Genomic DNA, 20,438 nt, shown 5'->3' with positions numbered 1-20,438 from the left:
ATTAGTCCAATACGGATTCGATTACTGCGCCTACTGCTTCAACTGCTTCAGCAGCCTTATCGCCTTCAGCAGATACTGTTACTGTGTCGCCAGCTTTCATACCGAGTGTCAATACGCCAGTGATGCTTTTTGCGCTTACTTTGCGGCCGTTGAATTCGATTGTAATTTGCTCTCCTGCGAATTCAGCAGCTTTCTTCATGATTGCGCCCGCTGGACGAGCGTGGATACCTTGTGGGTTTTTAATTGTAAATTGTTTTTCCATTGTTATGCCCTCTTTTCGGTAGTAGTAGAATGTGTTGCTTCTCTCGTTCAGAACTTAGTTCAAAACCATCTATTTCAATACAACTTCCATCAATTCATCGGAATCTGCTTTTACATTGCCTGTGTTCGCTTTCAGCTCAGCAACGATGTCGCCGTTTGCTACGATAATTGGTGTTATAACAGGAAGGCCAGCTTCTTTAATTTGTGCAATATCGAACTCGATAAGCGTTTGGCCTTTTTTCACTTTGTCGCCGGATTTCACATGTGGCTTGAACGGTTTTCCTTGCAAGGATACGGTGTTCACACCGATGTGAACGAGTAGTTCCAAGCCGGATTCATGCGCAAGCACCAAGGAATGATGAGAATCGATCAAATGCACGACATGACCGTCGAATGGAGCTATAAATACACCTTCTGTTGGCTCTATAGCAATTCCGTCACCAATAATTTTTTGTGCAAATGCTGGATCTGGAACTTGCTCCAAAGGTACTGCTTGACCTGTGATCGGTGCTGTAATAGAAATTTTCTTTTTCTTTTTACCAAAACCAAACATATTGAGTTCCTCCTTGTATTTAACCATGTGAACTTTCGTCCGTCATTGTGGTTGTTGTGATAACCGACAAAAAAATCCAATTTCTCTTATGAGAAAATAAAAAGGCATGCGCTAAAGCATGCAGTTCACCCCGTGAACGGCCGCTTAGCTCATGCCTAGTCGCACTAGTAACACGCTAATTTCATGTGTAAAGATTCACACCCATTGTATCATGGTGGTTGCGCGGGATGCAAGCGAGCGGACTGTTGGTGAAATCTAGTCGATTCGTCCATCCTCAAGTGGCTGCTGAGTTATGCGGTATCCATAAGATGTGCGTTCTGGATACAAATCATACCGTCTGCGATTCGCCATGGTTACAATACAAATATACCCACTATATCCACATTTGCACCACATGATTGGGTGTTTATTTGATGATTACATCTTATTGCATATCATACGCAGCACTGGAGAAAACGTTTCAAACCGCATATGACACAAGTTTCCCCTTCTTACTCCACCCTTAATATACTTAGGTTTAGCTGATTACTGTTCGTCCCCCGCATAATAGCAAGATACCCCCATCTGCTGCAAGGTGCTGACCATATCGTCCGGCAATAGGCTGTCCGTTATGCATCCCGTAAGCCCATCTACAGTAGTCACTGTAAATAACGATGCTTTGCCCACCTTCGTATGATCAAATACCGCAAAAGTCTGCTGCGCTTGGCGCATTAGCATGCGGGCCGTCTGGGCTTCCAGCTCGGAATATGTGGTAATCCCTTTCGTTGTCGAAAACCCGTCTATTCCCATGAACAGCTTCTCAATATTTAAATGCTCAATCGTCCGTTCCGCTAATGGCCCGCACAGCTCGAAGCTGTTGCTGCGCATTACGCCTCCGATGACAACAACTTGAATTCCCTCACAATCGGACAGCTCCATCGCAATGTTGACTGCATTGGTTACAACGGTAATCCCTTGGCGCTGCTTCAATAGCCGAGCCAACAGGAATGTCGTCGTCCCCCCAGTCAAGCAGATGCTGTCGCCTTCTTCAATGAATTCCAAGGCTCGTCTTGCGATCGCTTCCTTCTCCAGCCACAGCAATTGACGCTTCTCGTCGAAGGAGACTTCCCTTACCATGCCTGGCCCTTCAAGCAGCGCTCCACCGATTGTGCGGATCAGTTCTCCCTTGCGCTCCATGAGATCCAAATCACGGCGGGCCGTAGCTTCCGAACATTCGAACCGATCTATGATTTCTGATATCGTGATGCGTCCATTCTGCTTCATGACTTGCAGGATTTGCTGGCGTCGCAATTCGCCCTTGGATAACGATTCACTCATACGTTACACTCCATCCGTTCCATTATCATACCTGTGTCGGGGCTTGCTTCTCTATGAAGAAACGTGATCCTTATGCAAGGCGCGAGCTGCTATCAGTTCCTGCAACCTTGAATACTAGCCTGAACGGCTCGCTCTACATTAAATGGATACGAACTGCGTCAAGTTCCGTGGATCATCCGGATTCAAGCCCCGCTTGAGCGCTGTGTAGTATCCGTTATATTGAACAAAAGGCAGGTACAGCACTGCACGCGCTTCATCGCTTGCGTCCACATGGCCAAGCTCAATGACCTTGTCTGCAAATGCGGTGTCCGCTCCCGCTTGCGCTGTTACAGTGACAACTATCGCCCCGTATGCCTTCATTTCTTGCGCTACCTTGAGTTCGTAAGCACGAGCGCTTTCCGATAAGAGCAGCACAATCTGCGTTCCTGGCTCAACAATCGACTTCGGTCCGTGGCGGAATTCCAATGTGCCGTATGCTTCTGTCCACGTGTAGGTCATTTCCTTCAGCTTCAGGCAAGCTTCCAATGCCAATCCATACAATGCGCCCATACCCAAGTAAATCGTCTTATCAAATTGATTGCTCTTCACCCACGCAGATGTCGTGTCATCCGCCATTGTAACGAAGGCACTGCTGGATTGCAATACTCCCTCAAGTTCGGACAATTCCTTCGTCCGTCCTGCACCCAGTGCAATTGCCGCCTGCATCATGAACGTCATGCTGCTGAGTGATTTCGTCATAACTGTGCTCTTCTCAGCGCCTAGCGGAGATACAAGGCATGGCGTCATTTGCGCCATCTTGCTGTTCGGATGACAGGTAATGCCGCATGTTGTCCAATGCGTCAAGTCCTTGACGGAATCCAGCGCCAGAATCACTTCATGGGATTCGCCGGAGCGAGATACACCGACAAGCAGCACCTTCTTCGATGGCGTGACCGTCTGCTCGCGGAACAAGAACAGATCAGAGGACGGATGTGCAGCTGCACTTCTTCCTGTCCACTTGCGGTATGTTGCCGCCATTGTCATTGCTTGGTACCAAGAAGACCCGGAACCAATGAATACAACCTCTTCAAATTGATCGTTTCCTATATATTGATCTACCCAATCCTTCTGATTGTGCAGCTGATCCCAAGCCGCTTGCAGCGCCGCCGCTTGATCGCTGATTTCCCGGTACGTATGTGTATCAAGATGGTTTGACATATCACAAATTCCTCCCTTATAATCAACTTAATGAAATTATAAATCATTATTTTGATTGTTTCAATCATTTATATGCAGGAGGTTACGGAAATGGGACATCTTATCAGCTCTACATCCATGCTCCAAGCTGCACGTGAACAAGGATTCGGAATTACTGCATTTAATGTACATACACTGGAAATGCTGCAAGCGGTCGTGGAAGCGGCAGAAGAGACGAATACACCGCTTATCTTGCAGACAACAGTCGGAACCGTGAAGCATCTAGGACCAGAATATATTGTAGCTGCCGCTCAGACAGCAGCGAAGCAAGCTTCTATACCCATCGCATTGCATCTGGATCACTGCACAGACTATGAGCTGCTCGTTCAATGTATCCGCGCAGGCTATACATCTGTTATGATTGATGCTTCCATGCATCCTTATGAAGAGAACGTTCGCCGCACGCAAGAGGTCGTGAAGGTAGCGCTTGCTGCTGGCGTCAATATCGAGGCGGAGCTGGGCAAGGTCGGCGGCGTGGAGGATGACATTGTCGTCGAGGAAGAGGATGCGCGTCTGGCTGTTCCTGAAGAGTGCGTGGCATTCGTAGAAGCGACAGGTGTTCCAACGTTGGCTCCTGCTATCGGAACTGCACACGGCATATATAAAGGCGAACCGAAAATCGCCTTCGATCGCCTAGAACAAATTTATAAGCAAGTTAGCGTACCACTCGTACTGCACGGCGGCTCCGGTATTCCTGAGGAGCAGGTGAAGCGCTGCGTGAAGCTGGGCATGGGTAAGATGAACGTCGCAACAGAGCTACGCATCGCCTTCTCGAACGCGATCAAAGATGTGTTCACAGCGAACCCAGATGAGAATGACCCACGCAAATATATGGTGCCTGCGAAGCAAGCAGTGAAGGAACTGGCAATCCGCAAAATGGAAATGGCGGGCTGCATCGGGAAGGCGAGCGCCGTTCGCTAATCGCGGCTGGAGGATTGAATATGATTACAACTGTTACCCTTAATGCGGCTATTGATAAGACCTATTACATTCCCGGATTCGGCAGTAATGCGCTGTATCGGGCTGATGAGACACTTGCTACGGCAGGAGGCAAAGGGATCAATGTCGCCCGCGTCATCCATGCACTAGGAGAAGAAGTGACGGCGACTGGATTCGTGGCTGGCTATAATGGCATGGCTATCGTGGATATGCTTCGTCAGGAAGGTATTCAGGCAGATTTCCTCTCCGTGTCCGGAGAATCCCGCCTCTGTCTGAACATTATTGATCCGGTAGGAGGCTCGCAGACGGAGCTGCTGGAAGCTGGCCCTGTGATTACACCGGAAGCGATTGAGGCCATGAAGGCTAAGATCGAAGAGCTTGCTTCTCGTTCTTCTCATGTAGTCTTCTCTGGCAGTATGCCGAAGGGATGCGACACAGATCTATATGCCAACTTGATTCAGATCGCGCGAAGCCAAGGCGCGATTCCGATCTTGGATACGAGTGGCGATGCACTGATCGCAGGCATCCAGAGTAAGCCTTACTTGATTAAACCAAACGAGCATGAAGTTACGAAGCTCACGGGTGGTTCTGCCGACAATGAGGACGAGATCGTACGAGCCATTCAGCAGCTCATGCAGGATGGTATTTCCAATGTGATCGTCTCCCTTGGCGAGCGAGGTGCTCTGGCAGGCTCTGATGGAAGATTGTACGGCGTATCCATCCCGCGCGTAGAAACCGTCAATGCTGTAGGAAGCGGAGACTCTATGGTTGCAGGACTCGTCGTCGCAGATCATCGCGGCTGCTCTCCTGAAGAGAGGCTGAAGCTTGGCGCCGCTTGTGGTACAGCGAATGCGCTTATGCCTTCAGCCGGTATGGTGAAACTGTCTGACGTGGAATCCCTTCTACGTGACATACAGGTTACCTGCTTTTCTTAATTTATCCTATCGCAAAACGTTAGAGCGGTCGTGGGCACTGTCAACTGAGACAGTCGCAGCACGACCGTTTTTTGTATGGCCTACAACGGATGCCTTCCTTCAATCCTCGAATCACTTGGTATGCAGCCCCCTCTGGGTAAGGCAATATGCTACTTCGTAAGTAAGCGGGACTCGCCCATCGTCCTGCTGGAATGTTGCTTGATAGGCTTGCAGCATCGCATGAATGAGCTTCCTGCTGCTTGCACTTTTACGCTGTCCATCACCCACTGCCCCAGTATCGTCGTGAACGTGAACAGCATTGCCCGCACCAACACGCCTCACCTGCGCAAGTGCAGTCCGAGCATCAGGAAATGTATAGCGATAGCTGCTTGTCTCCCAACGAATTGGGCTATTTCCTCCATGTTCGAGCAGCCATGTCATCCAATCTTCCTTATTCGGATAGCTCTGGCCGTGAGGTTGGGTAGGAAAACCAAGCAGCGCTTCCGCTTGGCGGAAAGCGTCATGCAGCTCTCTCACCGTTCCTGGCAAGAAGGTAGCAAACGCCAATAGCCCGCCAGGAGCCAGCAATTGCAGCAAGCGATGAGTTGTATCAGCCGGGAAATTGAACCACTGGAAAGCTGCGCTAGACGCAATAATGTTGTAGATTGGCCTCTCCGTCTCCTCCCGCCCGCAAGCACTCTCCAGCCAGGCTTCCGCATCGGCAGTGATAAGATGTATGTTGGCAGGTGAGACTCCTGCATGTGTCAGCTTCGTACTAGCCCGCTCCAGCATGCGCGAAGACAAGTCCACCAGCGTGAGCTCCGCTCCCGGAAAGGCACGCGCTAATCGTTCCGACAGCATCCCCGTCCCGCATCCGATATCAAGAATGCGCACTGCACAGCTTACTTCATCGATCGATGCAGTCATTTTATCAAGGTCTATGTCGTAAATTAGTGACTCAGTATTAGGAGGATTCCCTTGTGGTGTTCCTTCAGATAAGGGCGGTCTTATAGTCTGACACATACGCTCGACCAGCTCATCCGCCATTACCCGCTGCACTTCGGCATAACGGTCATACTCTTTAGCGTGCCGATCAAAGCGCTGCCGCACGATTCGTTTGTCCACATTCGCCCCCGCAAACATCACGCTTCCCCTCCCTGTTCCATCTGAAAATCATCGAATAGCGACCCCTTCGATGATGCGCTGCACCACATGCGTATATGGTGCAGCCATTGCGCCGTCTGCGTAGCGAACGGCGCATGCCCGGCGTGCGGGAGCACCACGAACCGCGCAGCGTTCCGGTGGCCGCATGCCGCTTGTGCCCGCTGCTGCGCAGCAAGCGGGCATACGCTGTCGTCCGCGCCATGAAGCCAGTACAGGCGCGGACCATCCGGCGCGTCGGTAAGACGCGCCCACGCCCGCTCCAGGTCGGCCTCCTGCAAGTAGGCCAGACCCGCATCAAGCCCCGCGGGCGTGATGTCCTTGCCGAGAGCTGCCGTGTGCTCCAGCAGCCAGCGGCAGCTCTCGGCGCTCGCGCGCTCCGCCGCAGCCGGGATACACTCCGCGAACGCGCGGAGTGTATCCGCCGGCGCAGCTTGCGCCAAGCGGCGGCGCATGCGCCGGACGACCCGGTCTGGCCAGCCGGCCTGACCTGTGTCGTCAATGAAGCGCAGCGTGGTTCCCGTCAGAATGACGCTGCGCACAACGGGCGGGCGAACAGCTGCGACATAGTCGCCCATGCAACCTGTTCGCCCAATCCCCCGCTCATGCTCTTGCTTTTGTTCTTGCACTTGCACTTGCTCTTGCACTTGCTCTTGTCTTTGCTTTCGTACCTGGACTTGCTCTTGCCTTTGCTTTCGCACCTGCTCTTGCCCTTGATCCTGCTCCCACGCTTTATTCAGCCCGATGTCCGATGCCTCGCGCCATTCAGTCAGCAGCTCTAGCAGCAGCATACCGCCCATCGACCAACCAATCGCATGCCATTCCCCTTCCGACTCCTCTTCAAATGGCCTTCGAACCGCAGCCAGCAGCTCTGAAACTGTACTCGCATCAGCATACGACACATAACGATGCTCGAACTCGGGCAGCATCGCCGCAAGGTGCCTCCATACCGAAGAGGACATTCCCCAGCCATGTACCCATAACAGCTTCGGTTTAGATGGGAGCTTCAATGATGCCGCAACTTGCAAGCAGCCTTTTTCAAATCCTGTCGATTGAATCTCCATCCTCCCCATATCCCCTTCAGCATGGACGGTATGATAGCGTACATATTTCATGCCATCGCTTTCTTCATCCATATATCAACCTCTATCTTCATGCTCTATCCCGCATCAATTTTTAATTTCTAGTTTTGCATCACTCTCATATTTACCAATCTTCTCATCCTTATCTCTGTTTTGCCCCGTGTAACTGTCAGTCCTACTGTTTTTGTCTTTGCCTTTATATTTATCTCATTCTCTATCTCTCAAACTTTATCTTTATCCTCTATATTTCTAAGTTTATATCCTTTACTGTCGCCGATCAGCGTGTTACGCTTCCTGCCATTGATTCGCAGCATCCACGACCCTATCTGCTGCCCGCAGCAGATCCTCATCCTGATGCAGCGGAGACGGTGCGAACCGGATGCGCGCTGTACCCTCCGGCACAGTTGGGGGGCGAATCGCAAGACCCGCTACGCCAGCTTCAGTCAGAGCCGCGCTTACCGCAACTGCTCTCTGATCAGAGCCGAGCATGACGGGAACGATATGACTGTCCCCTTCTCCCGTGTCGAGGCCGCCAGCCTGCAATCGCGTACGAAAGAGCGCCGCCTTATGCATCAACTCCGAACGAGCCTGGCCTGCAGCGCGAACTTCCCTAAGCCGTGAGCGCACAAGCGCTGCTATGAACGGCGGCAAACCCGTATTATAGATAAAAGTTCGAGCATGGTTCACAAGATACCTAATCACAATATCCTCCGCAGCGACATAGGCACCAACTGCCCCGAAAGCCTTGCCGAACGTGCCCATAATGATATCCACATGCCCATGAATGCCAAGCGCATGGCAGAGTCCTTCCCCCTCGGCACCGTACACACCGCCACTATGCGCTTCATCCACCATCAGGATTGCACCGTACCGCTCCTTCAACATAACTAGCTCTTCCAGCGGTGCCCTTGTTCCATCCATGCTGAACACCGCATCGGTCACAATCAGCTTGCGTGACGCCCTCCCCGCCCCCGATGCACCAACCGTCCACTTCTTCAGTTGGTCTTCCAGTCGATTGAGATCGCGATGCGGGTAGCGAACATGCGCTGCACGACTTAGCATAATCCCATCCACAATGCTCGCATGATTGAGTCGATCACTAAATACCACGTCGTGACGACCGACAAGCGCAGAGATAATTCCCGCATTAGCCATATATCCACTTGAGAAAATGAGACATGCCTCCGTCTGCTTGAAATCCAACATCTCCCGCTCTAATGCCTCATGGTGAGGATCATGCCCTGTAATGAGGCGCGAAGCCCCAGACCCGATCCGCAGTCCCGGCTCCCCCAGCTCCACAGCTTCCTCATTCAATGATCGCCACATTGTCTCAGATATCCAAGGGTATAGCCCCAAGTAATAGTTGGAGGCAAGATTAAGTACCCTCTTCCCATCGCGATTCACCCATCCATCTGGCAGCCAAGTTGTCTGCGTCAATTGACGCAGACGCCCGACCTGCTCGCGTTCCGCCAATTGTTCGCGCATCCATGCCCAGCGGTCAGACCCAGAACTTATAACGCACATCGTTCAATCTCAAATCCGAGATCTTCGATCATCCGTTGATCTTCTGTTGCTTCCTGCCCTTCTGTCGTCAAGTAGTCGCCGACAAAAATGGAATTAGCCGCATAGAGCGCTAGCGGTTGCAAGGAACGCAGATTCACTTCACGACCTCCGGATGCCCGAATCTCCTTCGATGGGCAGACGAAGCGGAACATCGCCAATGCCTTCAAGCAGCGGCGCGGATCCAATTCATTCAGGTGAGCCAGTGGCGTACCAGGTATTGAATTTAAGAAATTGATTGGAATCGAATCTGCATCCAGCTCGCGCAAGGAAAAGGCCACATCCACCAACTGCTCGTCAGTCTCCCCCATCCCCATGATGACACCTGAACACGGAGACATACCTGCTGCCTTGGCTGTACTTACCGTATGTACTCGATCCTCATACGTATGCGTTGAAGTGATATGCGAATAATGATCGGCACTCGTATTCAAATTGTGGTTGTAACGATCAACGCCGGCCTGCTTCAGCCGATCCGCCTGTTCTTGCGAGAGTATCCCTAGGCACGCGCAGATTTTCATCGGCATTGTCGTCTTGATTTCTTCTACAGCTGCAACGACCTGATCCAACTCCCGCTTCGTAGGCCCCCGCCCACTGGCGACAATGCAATACGTCCCCACCTTCATTTCCATCGCTTTGCGCGCACCGTCCACAAGTGTATCCTTCTCCAGCATCGTATACTTCTCGATTGGGGCATCAGATTGAGTCGACTGTGAGCAATACCCGCAATCTTCCGGGCAATAACCGCTCTTTGCATTAATAATCAAGTTCAGTTTCACCTTATTGCCGTAATAATGCCGCCGCACCTGGTACGCCCCATCCATAATGGCAAGCAGCTCACTATCCTCAGCCTTCAGAACGGATAGCGCCTCCTCACGCGATAATACCTTCCCCTCAATGATCTCTGCTGCAAGACCGCGCCAATCCATACCCGCCTTTACCAACTGTTCCTTCATCCTGATCTCTCCCTTAAAGGTTGTGGCATCCTCTGTTTCAGCTTCTATGCATCCGTGTAACGTTACATCTATCTGTGTCTTTCCATTTTTGTATCTGCATCTCTGCGTCTATGTCTATGTGCTTATATCCTTGCCCATATCTTTGTTTCTACATCTCAGTGCTATATCTTTGTCTATATCTTTGTCTATATCTTTGTGTCTACACCTCTGTATCTATATCTCTGTGTCTGTGTCTATCCATCTTTGTGTCTATCCATCTCAATGTCTATCCATCGTTTTGTCCCCGATGCCGCTTATATCCGCTTCCGCAGCCAATCCATCATTTTCTCCATTCGGACAAAGGATTCAAGCCACTGCTCTCGCCAAGCCACCCAAGCTTCCATTTCCACTGCTTGAGCATTGGCAGGCTGCATTAGCCAGGGAACAATTCCGCATACGGGCACACCAGCCATGGCCTCAATCATCCGAGCATTTTCCGCAATCTCTCGCTCATCTGCCAATGACCGCGGTCCGCTGAATACGACTGCTATATCCGTGATGCCTCGCTCCCTCGCATACTGCACTGCTGTCACCGTATGGCTTACTGTCCCTAAACCGGGGGGAGCTACGAGCAGCACAGGTGTACCCAGTTCGCGAGCAGCGTCAGCCATCGTGTACTCTGCGCTGAACGGTACTGCGATCCCTCCCGCTCCTTCAACCAGCAAAAAGGAACCATCCTTCTGCCGTTTCCGTCCTTCCTCCAACAAGCGCTCGAATGTAAATGGAACCCCCGCCCGTTCAAACGCCATCCATGGCGCCAACGGATCTGGCAGCGTCCATGTCGCGATCTCTTCTTCCGGTGTCTCTAACAGTCCGCTTCCCATTCGCAGACGATAGCTGTCTGCCTCAGGATCACCTAAGGCTACCCCGCTCTGTACCGGCTTCCATATTCGAATTCGACGCTGGCATATCTCACGGCAGTACGCCCCTATTCCTGCGGTCACAATCGTTTTCCCTATCCCAGTTCCTGTGGAGGATATAAATAGCCCTCTTGAGAAATGGTGTTTCTCGTCTGTATGTATATATGGAACCATATGCAGCACCTCCTCAACGTTAACCATAGAAATAAATATATAGTTAACATTTCAGAAATATATTTTACCTAATGATTTCTCAAAGGACAAGAGTTTGTTAACCAAATATTATGTTAATGGGTTAACAATTATGTTGTAGTAACGGAAAATTTCTAATCAATACCAACACATCACACTTTACTGTGATCATGAGCCTATTAAGCAGGAGAAGTTTTTTGGAGATGTGGTTGTGAACCCAGATAACAAACCTTACAATCAAAAATCCCCCCACAACTCAAAGTTGTGAGGGGACAGTCTTCAATCACTGACATGCGGTTCGAAGCTGCTTGTATTTCTCAGTTGCCTCATTCGGTTGCCAGCAATCAGGTATATAAAACAGGTTGTACATCTTACTTCTACGCCGTATTTCTATAGCTTTCTTCTAAGCGCTATCGATTATCACCCGTATCTCGATCCGATGTCTGACGACTGTCTCGATCCTCTGGCTCTGTATCCGCTTCACGTTGAACTTCTGCATCTCCATCGTCAGGCCTCAGCTCCATCGATTCCTGCGTGATGAGCTCATTAATCTGATGCTTAATGGTTTCAGAGCGCGTTCCGAATATCGCCTGTACGCTGTTGCCGACCTCAAGAACCCCAGAGGCTCCGAGCTCCTTCAGCCGATCCTTATTCACATCACCGGAATCCTTCACCTGTACACGAAGCCGCGTAATACATGCATCGAGGGAAGCAATGTTCTCCTTGCCGCCAAGCGCATTCAAAATGCCGCGCGGCAATTCATTAGAAGCGGCTGACCCCGTAGCCGCGGCAGCTGCTGGAGCTGTGTCTTCACGTCCCGGTGTTCGCAAATTGAACTTGCGAATAGCAAAGCGGAAGCCAAAGTAATAGATGACAGCAAGCACAAGCCCCACCGGAATAACGAGCCAATATGGCGTCCGATTCTGCAAGACGCCGAACAGCAAATAGTCAATAACGCCGCCCGAAAACGTCATGCCGATCTTGACGCCAAGCAAATGCATGGTTAAGAACGACAGCCCCGCAAACACCACATGCACAGCAAATAGTAAAGGAGCAACGAACAGGAATGAGAACTCAAGCGGCTCCGTAATCCCTGTCAAAAAAGAAGTTAGTGCGGCCGAACCCATCAAGCCTGCTACTACGGCTTTGTTCTCCTTGCGCGCTTCATGATAGATTGCCAGTGCAGCCGCCGGGAGTCCGAACATCATGAATGGAAATTTACCAGTCATGAAGGTTCCGGCTGTTAAAGGCACCCCATCCTTTAACTGGGCAAAAAATATTTTCTGGTCTCCGCGAATGAGCTGACCTGCCTTGTCCATGTATTCCCCAAATTCGAACCAAAATGGAGAATAGAAAATATGATGCAGCCCAAACGGGATCAGTGCCCGCTCACAAATACCAAATATGAACGCGGCTAGCGCTCGATTCGAATCAAGCAAAGAATGCGAGAAGGCATTCAAGCCATGTTGAACAGATGGCCAGACGAACACCATGATGATACCGATAATAAGCGAGGTTACAGCCGTAATAATTGGTACGAACCGTTTGCCAGCGAAGAAGCCCAAATAAGAGGGCAGCTCAATGGTGAAAAATCGCTGGTACAGAACAGCTGCGACAATCCCGATTATAATCCCACCGAACACGCCCGTTTGCAGAGTCGGAATACCTTGAATCGTAGCATATGCAGAATTGCCAGCCACAACATCAGGTGTAACGTTCATCATGACCTTCATCGTTACGTTCATAACGAAGTAACCAACGATAGCCGCCAAGCCCGCTACCCCGTCTCCGCCAGCAAGACCGATGGCAACGCCAACCGCGAACAAGAGAGATAGGTTATCGAATACGATGCCTCCCGCTTGCTCCATGACGTTCGTGATGACACTGACTGCACTATTTCCAAGCCAAGGTAGTCTCGCAATCATATCCGGATTGCGCAGCGCATTGCCGATGCCAAGCAGAATACCTGCCGCAGGCAGGATGGCGACAGGCAGCATAAGCGCCTTGCCTACTTTCTGCAACACGCCGAACGCTGATTTGAACATGTGATTCAACCCCTCATCGCATCAAGGTATGTAAGTACGCTAAGTACGCCTTACCTTTCCCTAGTGCAGGAAAAAGTATGCAATCCGATGAAATATGCTAGATCAGACAGTGCAGGGATGTCGTAGAATAAGCTGCCAAGATGCATGAAAAAGCAAAAATAAGGCTTGCGCGTGACGCTACGTCATATGGGAAAGTAATTGCAGGAGGTGGAAGAATTGGAGGAACAACAATACGCAATTGGACAATTAGCAGAGCTGTGCGGCACTACCGTTAGAACCATTCAGTATTACGATAACATCGGTTTACTGGCGTCTCAGCGCAGCGGAGGCAGCAATAAAAGAATCTATAGAGCGCGCGATTTGGTAAAGCTGCAGCAAATTCTTTTTTATAAAGACTTAGGCTTTAACCTAAAAGAAATTCAAGAACAATGCCTTACGTATGAAAATAAAGGAGATCTGAAGCGTATACTGCGGCGCCAAAGCGACCTTCTGTTCACAAAAGAAATGGAATTCCGCTCAGACCGGGCATTCATAGATGCAATGGTATCGTGCATGGAGAACAGTGACTCGATCAATGTGGAGACGATCATGGAGCTGACTTTGAATAAACGGAAACATCTTCTCTTGGACTATATCAACATGAACCTTCCAACGGAAGCCAGGGCAATATTTGAACAGCATGTTCAAAATGATCAAGCTGCGATCCAGGTATATTGGCAGTGGAAGGGGCTGACTTTGGAAGCTTACATGCTCATGATTAATGGCATTCATCCTGTCAGTGACGCCGGTTACTCCCTTGGCAAGAGGTGGGATTCCTTTGTTCGGTATGCTACCAAGGAGAAGCAAGAGATGAGGGAAGCATACCGGATAAGCTATGAAGAGAAGGAACACTGGCCAGAGGAAGATCGGTTCCTAACCGAATACTGCGAACACTTTATTGAAGAAGCTCATCGACATTTCTTAGGGAGCGGAGAGGAGGGAGTATGAAGAGGAGAAATGACCTACCAAAAATCGGGCGATATGTTTCAGAGACAGGGAAGGCGGACTTTGAAGCAGCTTATTGGGAAGCGATGAAGCTGCTCCCCAAGCCGCAGGAAACGATGGATATCGAGACTTCCTTTGGAAGCGTAAGAAGCTATTTGTTCACAAAGCCAGAAAATCAGGGGAAGGAGCCCCTCCTGCTGCTGCCAGGGCGCTCATCATCTACGCCGATGTGGGCACCGAATCTTCACGGTCTCATGAAGGAGAGGCCTGTCTATACGCTCGATCTGCTTGGAGAACCGGGAATGAGCAGGCAGAGTAAGCCGATTCGCAGCTCCGAAGATCAAGCCAGTTGGCTAAGTGATGCCTTGTCCAGCTTAAGGGTCAGGGCTGTTCACCTCGTAGGTGTATCGATTGGAGGCTGGACAGCGGCGAATCTCGCAAGGCACGCCCCTTCACATTTGGCTTCCATCAGTCTATTAGATCCAGTCTTTGTATTCGCTCCCCTATCGCTGAAGATGATTGCAGCTTCCATTCCGGCAGCTGTTCCAATCGTACCCAGTTTTATACGTTGGAAAATGTTGAGCTGCATCTCTGGTGGAGCCAAAGCGGACGAACGCGAACCAATTGCCAGGCTAATCGAGCTCGGCATGCGAAATTTCAAGCTCAGCCTTCCTGCGCCGGTTCTGATCAGCAAGGAGCAAATACGGACAATCGATATGCCTATTCTAGCACTCATGGCCAAGAACAGCGCGATGCATGATTCAGAGAAGGCGGTGCGGGAAACTTCTTTTTACGCCCCCCATATTCAAATCGAATGCTGGCCCAACGCATCCCATGCAATCAACGGGGAATTCCCGGATGAAGTGAATGATCGCATATTGGCTTTTATTAATCAGCTTTGAGGGCCTGAGATACATGCACCTCCGCAAACCTCGCAAACACAAAGAAACCGTTCCTTTCACCCAATGGCTGATCGTGCATCCATTTAAGCAAAGAACGGTTTCTTTTTATTTTCCCAGGGGAACGCTCCCGTGGTTCTCTACTATTTTAGTGCTTGTACCGCAAGTGCAAGCGCTCCCGTAATACCTGCGCGATCCTGCAATGCTGGAGGCACAATGTAATCCTCGTTCACTTCCAAGATGGCAGGATGCTGAACATATCCGTTCAACAATGTCTTCACTTGCTCGCGAATGCGTGGGAACAAGTGCAATTGCTTGGAAACGCCGCCACCCAGAATGATTTTCTCTGGAGAAATCGTCAAAATGTAGTTCATGAGCGCTTGTGCCAAATAGAAGGTCTGAAGCTCCCAAGCCTTATGGTCTTCGCCTAACTCGTACGCCTTCACACCCCAGCGCGCTTCGATTGCCGGACCTGCAGCAAGACCCTCAAGGCAATCCTTGTGGTATGGGCACTTGCCCTCATACGTATCTTCTGGATGGCGCTTCACCATAATATGTCCCATCTCTGGATGAAGCAGACCGTGAACCAGCTTGCCTTCCACGACAGCACCTGCACCAATGCCTGTACCTACTGTAATGTACAAGCAGCTGTTCAATCCTTTAGCCGCGCCGAATGTCGCTTCACCGAGTGCCGCTCCATTTACATCCGTGTCGAAGCCGACAGGGACATTAAGATGGCGCTTCAAATGTCCGACTACATCATATCCGCTCCAATGCGGCTTAGGTGTCTTTGCAATATGTCCGTATGTGGGACTGTTCGAATTCAAATCAACCGGTCCAAAAGAACCGAAGCCAATACTACTAATCCCTTTATCTTTAAAGAACGCAACCGTACGATCCATTGTTTCTTCCGGTGTCGTCGTCGGGAACGATTCAATTTGCTGAATTTGTCCATCTTCGGTACCGACAGCAACGACAAACTTCGTGCCTCCACCTTCAATAGCGCCTAACAATTTCATGTTTCTCCCTCACCTTCTCAAGCCTGACTTTATCTGTCTCGTTCAGAGGAGATCCCCCATATGCCAACTTATGATCGCGCTTACGCAAATCGAAAACGCAAATCGAAAGACAACGTTTTCATCATATTGATTATATCATTAGGTCATTCATGTTCCAATAATATGACGCACATCATCTAAGATTCGGACACACCTCCTGAACTTTATACCCTTTTTCATCTCTATAAGGAGCTGATGCACCAGAAATAATGTTAGACTTTAACCCGATAGTGCGCTAAAATATGGACAAATTATTGCTAATCATTGGAACCGAGGGGGTATTCACATGACCGTATCAACAGAGCAAGGCAGGTTCGGGCAGTTCGGAGGAAGCTATGTACCGCCCCAATTGCAAGGAGTATTGGAGCGTCTCGCAGATGCTTTCTACAAATACAAGGACGATCCGGAATTTATCCAAGAATACAATATGTACGCACGCGAATACGTAGGTCGTGATAATCCGCTCACCTATGCGAAGCATCTGACAGAGAAGCTTGGCGGCGCCAAGATTTATTTGAAGCGCGAGGATTTGAATCACACCGGTTCCCATAAAATCAACAACGTTCTTGGGCAGATTCTGCTCGCTAAGCGCATGGGCGCACACCGCATCATCGCGGAAACAGGGGCAGGCCAGCACGGTGTTGCAACAGCAACGGTATGTGCCATGTTCGGCATGGAGTGCATCATTTACATGGGAGCAGAAGACATTCGCCGTCAGGCACTGAATGTCTTCCGTATGGAACTGCTTGGAGCCAAGGTCGTGTCGGTCTCGAAGGGCCAAGGACGACTGAAGGATGCGGTGGACGTAGCACTGGATGATCTGGTGGAAAACTATGCGTCTACGTTCTATCTGTTAGGTTCTGCTGTCGGTCCACACCCATTCCCGTCTATCGTGAAGCATTTCCAATCGATTATCAGCGAAGAATCGAAGCGTCAAATTGTGGAGAAAGAAGGCCGTCTCCCTGATGCCGTTATCGCCTGTGTTGGCGGCGGCAGCAATGCAATTGGTGCTTTTGCCCATTATATTGAGGATCCATCTGTACGTCTAATTGGCGTCGAGCCGGATCAAGCGCCAACCTTAACTAAGGGAGTTCCTGGTGTACTGCACGGCTTCAAATGTCTTGTTCTCTTGGACGAGGAAGGCAATCCAGCACCAACCTACTCCATCGCAGCAGGCTTGGACTACCCGGGTATCGGACCGGAGCACAGCCACTTGAAGGAATCCGGCCGCGCGGAATATGTGACGGTAACGAATGAAGAAGTGCTTGAAGCCTTCCAAGTGCTGTCGAAGACAGAAGGCATTATTCCTGCACTTGAGAGCGCACACGCGATTGCTCATACCTTGAAGCTCGCTCCAATGCTTGGAGAAGAGCAGATCATCATCGTCAACATCTCCGGTCGTGGGGATAAGGACGTCGAGCAAGTATTCCAGATGCTGAATAAATAAGACTAAGGTAGGATACCTATCCTACGCAAACAAACAGCCATAGCCGCGGAGAACGGACTATGGCTGTTTCTGCTTTATTTGTCCTTGCGGGCAAGATCCAGCTTCGCTTGCGCCTGCTGCTCCAGATCCGCAATCGCCTGTTCCAATGTCATCTTATCTCCGGCCACCGCATGCAGCGCTTCATTCAGCAGCGGCTCATACACCTGATAGAAGCTGTCTGGAATGTTCTTCTTCCACTGCTCGTTCGTATGATGCTTCGATGGCTTCAGCATATAAATGGATTCAGCGCCTCTTTCCAAGCTTCTCGGGATATATCCCGTCCGCGCTGGTAAATCACTTCTTCCTGAACGGGATATGATCTTCGCCATCCCTGTGCCGTTCATGAACTTGACGAGCTCCCAAGCATCATGTTTATTTGCCGAATCGGCGGCAATGGCGAATATTTGCGTGGCAGAGATTCTGTCGGACTCATCTGCGTGCGCCGGATTGATAGGGACGGTTACCATGCCCCAATTTATCTTGGAAGAAGACCCGCCAATGTGTGCTGCAAAGGACGAATCATTGAGAATCATCGGGGATTCCCCATTAACGAATTTGTTCATGGCTAAAATATAACGCGATCCCGGATCGCCGCTCTGCTCCGGCGAACGAACGGATACCGCCTTTTTCCGGATCGCATCAACCGTTAACTGAAATGCTTGCTTCCAGCCTTCGGACTGCAGCAGCACCTTCTTGCCTTCCGTATCGAACAGCTGCAAATCCATCGTATCCGCGACTTCCCGCAATACATCAGAAGCTTGATTATTGATCAATCCATAGGAAGCATCTTCATCCGTCCTGCCGTTATGGAATCTTGCAGACAATTCAAAGAGATCCTTCCACTGCATTTTGTTCACCGGCAGATCAATACGTTTCTCCTGGAACATATCCGCATTGTAGTATAAATACCGAGCCCAGATCGTGGGAGCAAGCCCAAGTAGAGAACCGTTACCCTTCTCGCGCAGCATGTCGATCAAACCGGGCGCAAAACCGTCCAAGTCAAATTGATCCTGTTTGATCACCGATTCCAAATCATACAGCTTGCCCACGCTGGATAAATGCTCGTACTCATCCAGATTGAGAACAAGGACGTCCGGCTTCTGCTGCTCCATCATGCGCTGCAGCTTTTCCTGTGGGCTTACTTTGTCCGATGCGTCTTCTCCTTCATTCCCCGACTTGATGATCTCGATTTCAATGTCCGGGTACTGACTGGTAAATAACTGGCCGTACTTGTTATGGAAGTCCTCCACATAGGGATAATACACCTTCAGCTTCCCGTTGCCTTCACCGCCAAGCCCATCTGGTACGGACTTACTCCCGAAGCATCCGCTTATGACCAGGACGATGCTGAGCACAATCAGTACAGCCGCCTTTCGTTTTCCGGTTCGCCTCATTTCTCCACTTCACTTCTCCTTTACACGCCTATTCATCGATCTCTTTTATTTCACTTTGTCTTGGCGCACCTTCTGAAGCGCTGCCTGCGCCTTCTGCTGTAGTTCTGTCAAGGCCTCATCCACGGTTTTCTCTTTGTCAATGATGGCCTTCAATGCTTCCTCCTGCAAAGGAGCATATGCACTGTAGAATTCATTAGGAACCCGCTTTATCGCCGACTCGTATTTCATATTTTTTATTTGCAAGGCATAGAAAGCTTCTGTACTCTTGCCCTGAATCGACTTGACGAACCCGGTTCGCGTCGGCAGCTTATAGTAGATGGCAGAGCTTGCCTTCGCCATCTCCGGTCCGTTGACGTACTTTACAAATTCCCAGGCGGCCCGCTTATTGCTCGAATGCTCGTTAATGGCAAAATACTCATAGAGCCTTGCACTTGTCGTTTCATTTGGTTGGGAGGGATCAATAGGGACAGGAACCATGCCCCAATCCATCTTGCTTGCCTTCTTGTTCTGCGGATCGCTAAACTCGCTAATAAAGCCTGAGCTGCCGAAGGTCATGGCCGCGTTGCCTTGCAGGAAGAGATTGTTGGACGAAGGAAGAAACATCGCATCCGATTTCTGAACCTGCAGTGCGCGGGTACGTATTGCATCCGTCATCATTTGATAGGCCTGCTTCCAACTCTCGGATTCGAGCAGAATATGCTCCCCCTTGGCATCGAATTCCTGCAGGCCCCATGTGTCCGCTATGCGTTTCAGCATCCCAACCGCGTTCTCATAGCCAGCATATAGCCCCGGCATTCCCGCATCTTCGAAGCGCGCAGCCAGATTGAACAGTTCTTTCCAGGTCATGCCGCCTTTGGGCAGATCTATCGCATTCGCTTTGAATAAATCGGCATTATAGTAGAGTACATCCGTATAGAAAAACGGCGGCAGGCCAAATAGTGCGCCTCCTCCCTGCTCTCTCACCATATCAATCAAACCCGGCATGAACCCTTCCAGATCGAATTGCTCCTGCTTGATGATCGAATCTAGATTATATAATTTGCCGCCCAATGCGTATTCTTCATACTCTGGAGCTGATAGAGTCAACACATCTGGCTGCTGTTCATCGATCAGCTTCGTTAATAGCGTCCCATAATCAACACCTTTTTGGATTTGCATCTGCTGGTATAATCCATTGGTCTCGACCACTTCGATGTCGATATTCGGAAATTTGAGCGTAAATACATTTCCGTATTCTCGAAAAAAATCACCCTCATTAGAGTAAAGCACCTTTAATTTGCCACGGCCATCCTTACCAAGCTCCTCCAGCACAGGCTTCGATCCGAAGCATCCGCTCACCAGAGCCATAATGCTTACCAGAATCGTGCCTTGCTTCAACCACGAACCCCATCGCATCTCGCCTATCATTCTCCTTTGCTTCCGTATCCAAAGCTGCAGGCAACCCGCCTGCAATTTCTGTCGGCCTTAATCCCTATCATTTTTTAATCATCGTTTTCGCAAGC

Annotated in this window: 18 protein-coding genes; 5 read left to right on the top strand and 13 right to left on the bottom strand. The window is 50.2% G+C overall.

Going from position 1 to position 20,438, the window contains the following annotated elements; all coding sequences use genetic code 11:
• Nucleotide 1: 1 nt before the first annotated feature.
• The 4 genes from BBG47_RS21475 to BBG47_RS21460 form a co-directional block, all read right to left on the bottom strand.
• A complete protein-coding gene (locus BBG47_RS21475; protein ID WP_021252247.1) occupies nt 2-262 on the bottom strand; it encodes an HPr family phosphocarrier protein in 261 nt (86 codons plus the stop codon).
• Between the two features lie 69 nt (nt 263-331).
• A complete protein-coding gene (locus BBG47_RS21470) occupies nt 332-814 on the bottom strand; it encodes a PTS sugar transporter subunit IIA (protein WP_021252248.1) in 483 nt (160 codons plus the stop codon).
• Nucleotides 815-1,339: 525 nt separating this feature from the next.
• On the bottom strand, nt 1,340-2,131 hold the full coding sequence (locus tag BBG47_RS21465; protein WP_065293423.1) for a DeoR/GlpR family DNA-binding transcription regulator: 792 nt from the start codon (nt 2,129-2,131) through the stop codon (nt 1,340-1,342).
• Between the two features lie 138 nt (nt 2,132-2,269).
• Nucleotides 2,270-3,328, bottom strand: a complete 1,059-nt coding sequence (locus BBG47_RS21460) for an SIS domain-containing protein (RefSeq protein WP_065293422.1) — start codon at nt 3,326-3,328, stop codon at nt 2,270-2,272.
• Between the two features lie 90 nt (nt 3,329-3,418).
• Here BBG47_RS21460 and BBG47_RS21455 point away from each other — a divergent pair, with 90 nt between their 5' ends.
• On the top strand, nt 3,419-4,288 hold the full coding sequence (locus tag BBG47_RS21455) for a class II fructose-bisphosphate aldolase (RefSeq protein WP_065293421.1): 870 nt from the start codon (nt 3,419-3,421) through the stop codon (nt 4,286-4,288).
• A 20-nt stretch (nt 4,289-4,308) separates the two neighbouring features.
• A complete protein-coding gene (gene pfkB, locus BBG47_RS21450; RefSeq protein ID WP_065293420.1) occupies nt 4,309-5,241 on the top strand; it encodes a 1-phosphofructokinase in 933 nt (310 codons plus the stop codon).
• A 111-nt stretch (nt 5,242-5,352) separates the two neighbouring features.
• On the opposite strand, the gene BBG47_RS21445 is transcribed toward pfkB, so the two are convergent.
• The 6 genes from BBG47_RS21445 to ptsG form a co-directional block, all read right to left on the bottom strand.
• Entirely contained in the window at nt 5,353-6,363 is a 1,011-nt protein-coding gene (locus tag BBG47_RS21445; protein ID WP_065293419.1) for a methyltransferase domain-containing protein, read from the bottom strand.
• Complete coding sequence (locus BBG47_RS30075) at nt 6,363-7,517, bottom strand: alpha/beta hydrolase (protein ID WP_175400604.1); 1,155 nt, start codon at nt 7,515-7,517, stop codon at nt 6,363-6,365. Before BBG47_RS30075 ends, BBG47_RS21445 begins: the two co-directional genes overlap by 1 nt.
• 231 nt (nt 7,518-7,748) lie before the next feature.
• Complete coding sequence (locus BBG47_RS21435) at nt 7,749-8,987, bottom strand: aminotransferase class I/II-fold pyridoxal phosphate-dependent enzyme (RefSeq protein ID WP_254659885.1); 1,239 nt, start codon at nt 8,985-8,987, stop codon at nt 7,749-7,751.
• A complete protein-coding gene (gene bioB, locus BBG47_RS21430) occupies nt 8,975-9,979 on the bottom strand; it encodes a biotin synthase BioB (protein ID WP_065293418.1) in 1,005 nt (334 codons plus the stop codon). Before bioB ends, BBG47_RS21435 begins: the two co-directional genes overlap by 13 nt.
• 293 nt (nt 9,980-10,272) lie before the next feature.
• Nucleotides 10,273-11,052 (bottom strand): dethiobiotin synthase, encoded by a 780-nt coding sequence (gene bioD / locus BBG47_RS21425; protein WP_065293417.1) that lies wholly within the window; start codon nt 11,050-11,052, stop codon nt 10,273-10,275.
• Nucleotides 11,053-11,480: 428 nt separating this feature from the next.
• Complete coding sequence (ptsG, locus tag BBG47_RS21420; RefSeq protein ID WP_065293416.1) at nt 11,481-13,115, bottom strand: glucose-specific PTS transporter subunit IIBC; 1,635 nt, start codon at nt 13,113-13,115, stop codon at nt 11,481-11,483.
• A 216-nt stretch (nt 13,116-13,331) separates the two neighbouring features.
• Here ptsG and BBG47_RS21415 point away from each other — a divergent pair, with 216 nt between their 5' ends.
• Together BBG47_RS21415 and BBG47_RS21410 are read left to right on the top strand one after the other, a co-directional pair.
• Nucleotides 13,332-14,102, top strand: a complete 771-nt coding sequence (locus BBG47_RS21415) for a MerR family transcriptional regulator (protein ID WP_065293415.1) — start codon at nt 13,332-13,334, stop codon at nt 14,100-14,102.
• Complete coding sequence (locus BBG47_RS21410) at nt 14,099-15,001, top strand: alpha/beta fold hydrolase (protein WP_065293414.1); 903 nt, start codon at nt 14,099-14,101, stop codon at nt 14,999-15,001. Before BBG47_RS21415 ends, BBG47_RS21410 begins: the two co-directional genes overlap by 4 nt.
• Nucleotides 15,002-15,141: 140 nt before the next feature.
• Here BBG47_RS21410 and BBG47_RS21405 read toward each other — a convergent pair whose 3' ends face one another.
• The gene (locus BBG47_RS21405) at nt 15,142-16,017 is read right to left on the bottom strand and encodes an ROK family protein (protein ID WP_065293413.1); all 876 of its coding nucleotides are present in this window, start codon (nt 16,015-16,017) and stop codon (nt 15,142-15,144) included.
• Nucleotides 16,018-16,342: 325 nt separating this feature from the next.
• Between BBG47_RS21405 and trpB the strand changes: the two genes are divergently transcribed.
• Nucleotides 16,343-17,503, top strand: coding sequence for a tryptophan synthase subunit beta (trpB, locus tag BBG47_RS21400; protein WP_175400603.1), 1,161 nt, complete (start codon nt 16,343-16,345; stop codon nt 17,501-17,503).
• A gap of 74 nt (nt 17,504-17,577) precedes the next feature.
• On the opposite strand, the gene BBG47_RS21395 is transcribed toward trpB, so the two are convergent.
• Entirely contained in the window at nt 17,578-18,936 is a 1,359-nt protein-coding gene (locus tag BBG47_RS21395) for an ABC transporter substrate-binding protein (protein ID WP_065293411.1), read from the bottom strand.
• A 45-nt stretch (nt 18,937-18,981) separates the two neighbouring features.
• Nucleotides 18,982-20,331 carry an ABC transporter substrate-binding protein gene (locus BBG47_RS21390; protein ID WP_065293410.1) on the bottom strand — a complete coding sequence of 450 codons (1,350 nt, stop codon included), beginning with the start codon at nt 20,329-20,331 and terminating at the stop codon, nt 18,982-18,984.
• Nucleotides 20,332-20,438: the final 107 nt, after the last annotated feature.

The organism is Paenibacillus sp. KS1 (assembly GCF_001680695.1).
GTDB classification, from domain to species: domain Bacteria; phylum Bacillota; class Bacilli; order Paenibacillales; family Paenibacillaceae; genus Paenibacillus_B; species Paenibacillus_B suaedae.
Note: the sequence above shows the minus strand (reverse complement) of the source record. Positions and strands in the feature narration are given on the sequence as shown.

Excerpts from the sequence above, each read along its gene's own strand:
- BBG47_RS21475 (WP_021252247.1), bottom strand. The coding sequence starts at position 262 with ATGGAAAAACAATTTACAATTAAAAACCCACAAGGTATCCACGCTCGT.
- BBG47_RS21470 (WP_021252248.1), bottom strand. The coding sequence starts at position 814 with ATGTTTGGTTTTGGTAAAAAGAAAAAGAAAATTTCTATTACAGCACCG.
- BBG47_RS21465 (WP_065293423.1), bottom strand. The coding sequence starts at position 2,131 with ATGAGTGAATCGTTATCCAAGGGCGAATTGCGACGCCAGCAAATCCTG.
- BBG47_RS21460 (WP_065293422.1), bottom strand. The coding sequence starts at position 3,328 with ATGTCAAACCATCTTGATACACATACGTACCGGGAAATCAGCGATCAA.
- BBG47_RS21455 (WP_065293421.1), top strand. The coding sequence starts at position 3,419 with ATGGGACATCTTATCAGCTCTACATCCATGCTCCAAGCTGCACGTGAA.
- pfkB (WP_065293420.1), top strand. The coding sequence starts at position 4,309 with ATGATTACAACTGTTACCCTTAATGCGGCTATTGATAAGACCTATTAC.
- BBG47_RS21445 (WP_065293419.1), bottom strand. The coding sequence starts at position 6,363 with ATGTTTGCGGGGGCGAATGTGGACAAACGAATCGTGCGGCAGCGCTTT.
- BBG47_RS30075 (WP_175400604.1), bottom strand. The coding sequence starts at position 7,517 with ATGGATGAAGAAAGCGATGGCATGAAATATGTACGCTATCATACCGTC.
- BBG47_RS21435 (WP_254659885.1), bottom strand. The coding sequence starts at position 8,987 with ATGTGCGTTATAAGTTCTGGGTCTGACCGCTGGGCATGGATGCGCGAA.
- bioB (WP_065293418.1), bottom strand. The coding sequence starts at position 9,979 with ATGAAGGAACAGTTGGTAAAGGCGGGTATGGATTGGCGCGGTCTTGCA.
- bioD (WP_065293417.1), bottom strand. The coding sequence starts at position 11,052 with ATGGTTCCATATATACATACAGACGAGAAACACCATTTCTCAAGAGGG.
- ptsG (WP_065293416.1), bottom strand. The coding sequence starts at position 13,115 with ATGTTCAAATCAGCGTTCGGCGTGTTGCAGAAAGTAGGCAAGGCGCTT.
- BBG47_RS21410 (WP_065293414.1), top strand. The coding sequence starts at position 14,099 with ATGAAGAGGAGAAATGACCTACCAAAAATCGGGCGATATGTTTCAGAG.
- BBG47_RS21405 (WP_065293413.1), bottom strand. The coding sequence starts at position 16,017 with ATGAAATTGTTAGGCGCTATTGAAGGTGGAGGCACGAAGTTTGTCGTT.
- trpB (WP_175400603.1), top strand. The coding sequence starts at position 16,343 with ATGACCGTATCAACAGAGCAAGGCAGGTTCGGGCAGTTCGGAGGAAGC.
- BBG47_RS21395 (WP_065293411.1), bottom strand. The coding sequence starts at position 18,936 with ATGAGGCGAACCGGAAAACGAAAGGCGGCTGTACTGATTGTGCTCAGC.
- BBG47_RS21390 (WP_065293410.1), bottom strand. The coding sequence starts at position 20,331 with ATGCGATGGGGTTCGTGGTTGAAGCAAGGCACGATTCTGGTAAGCATT.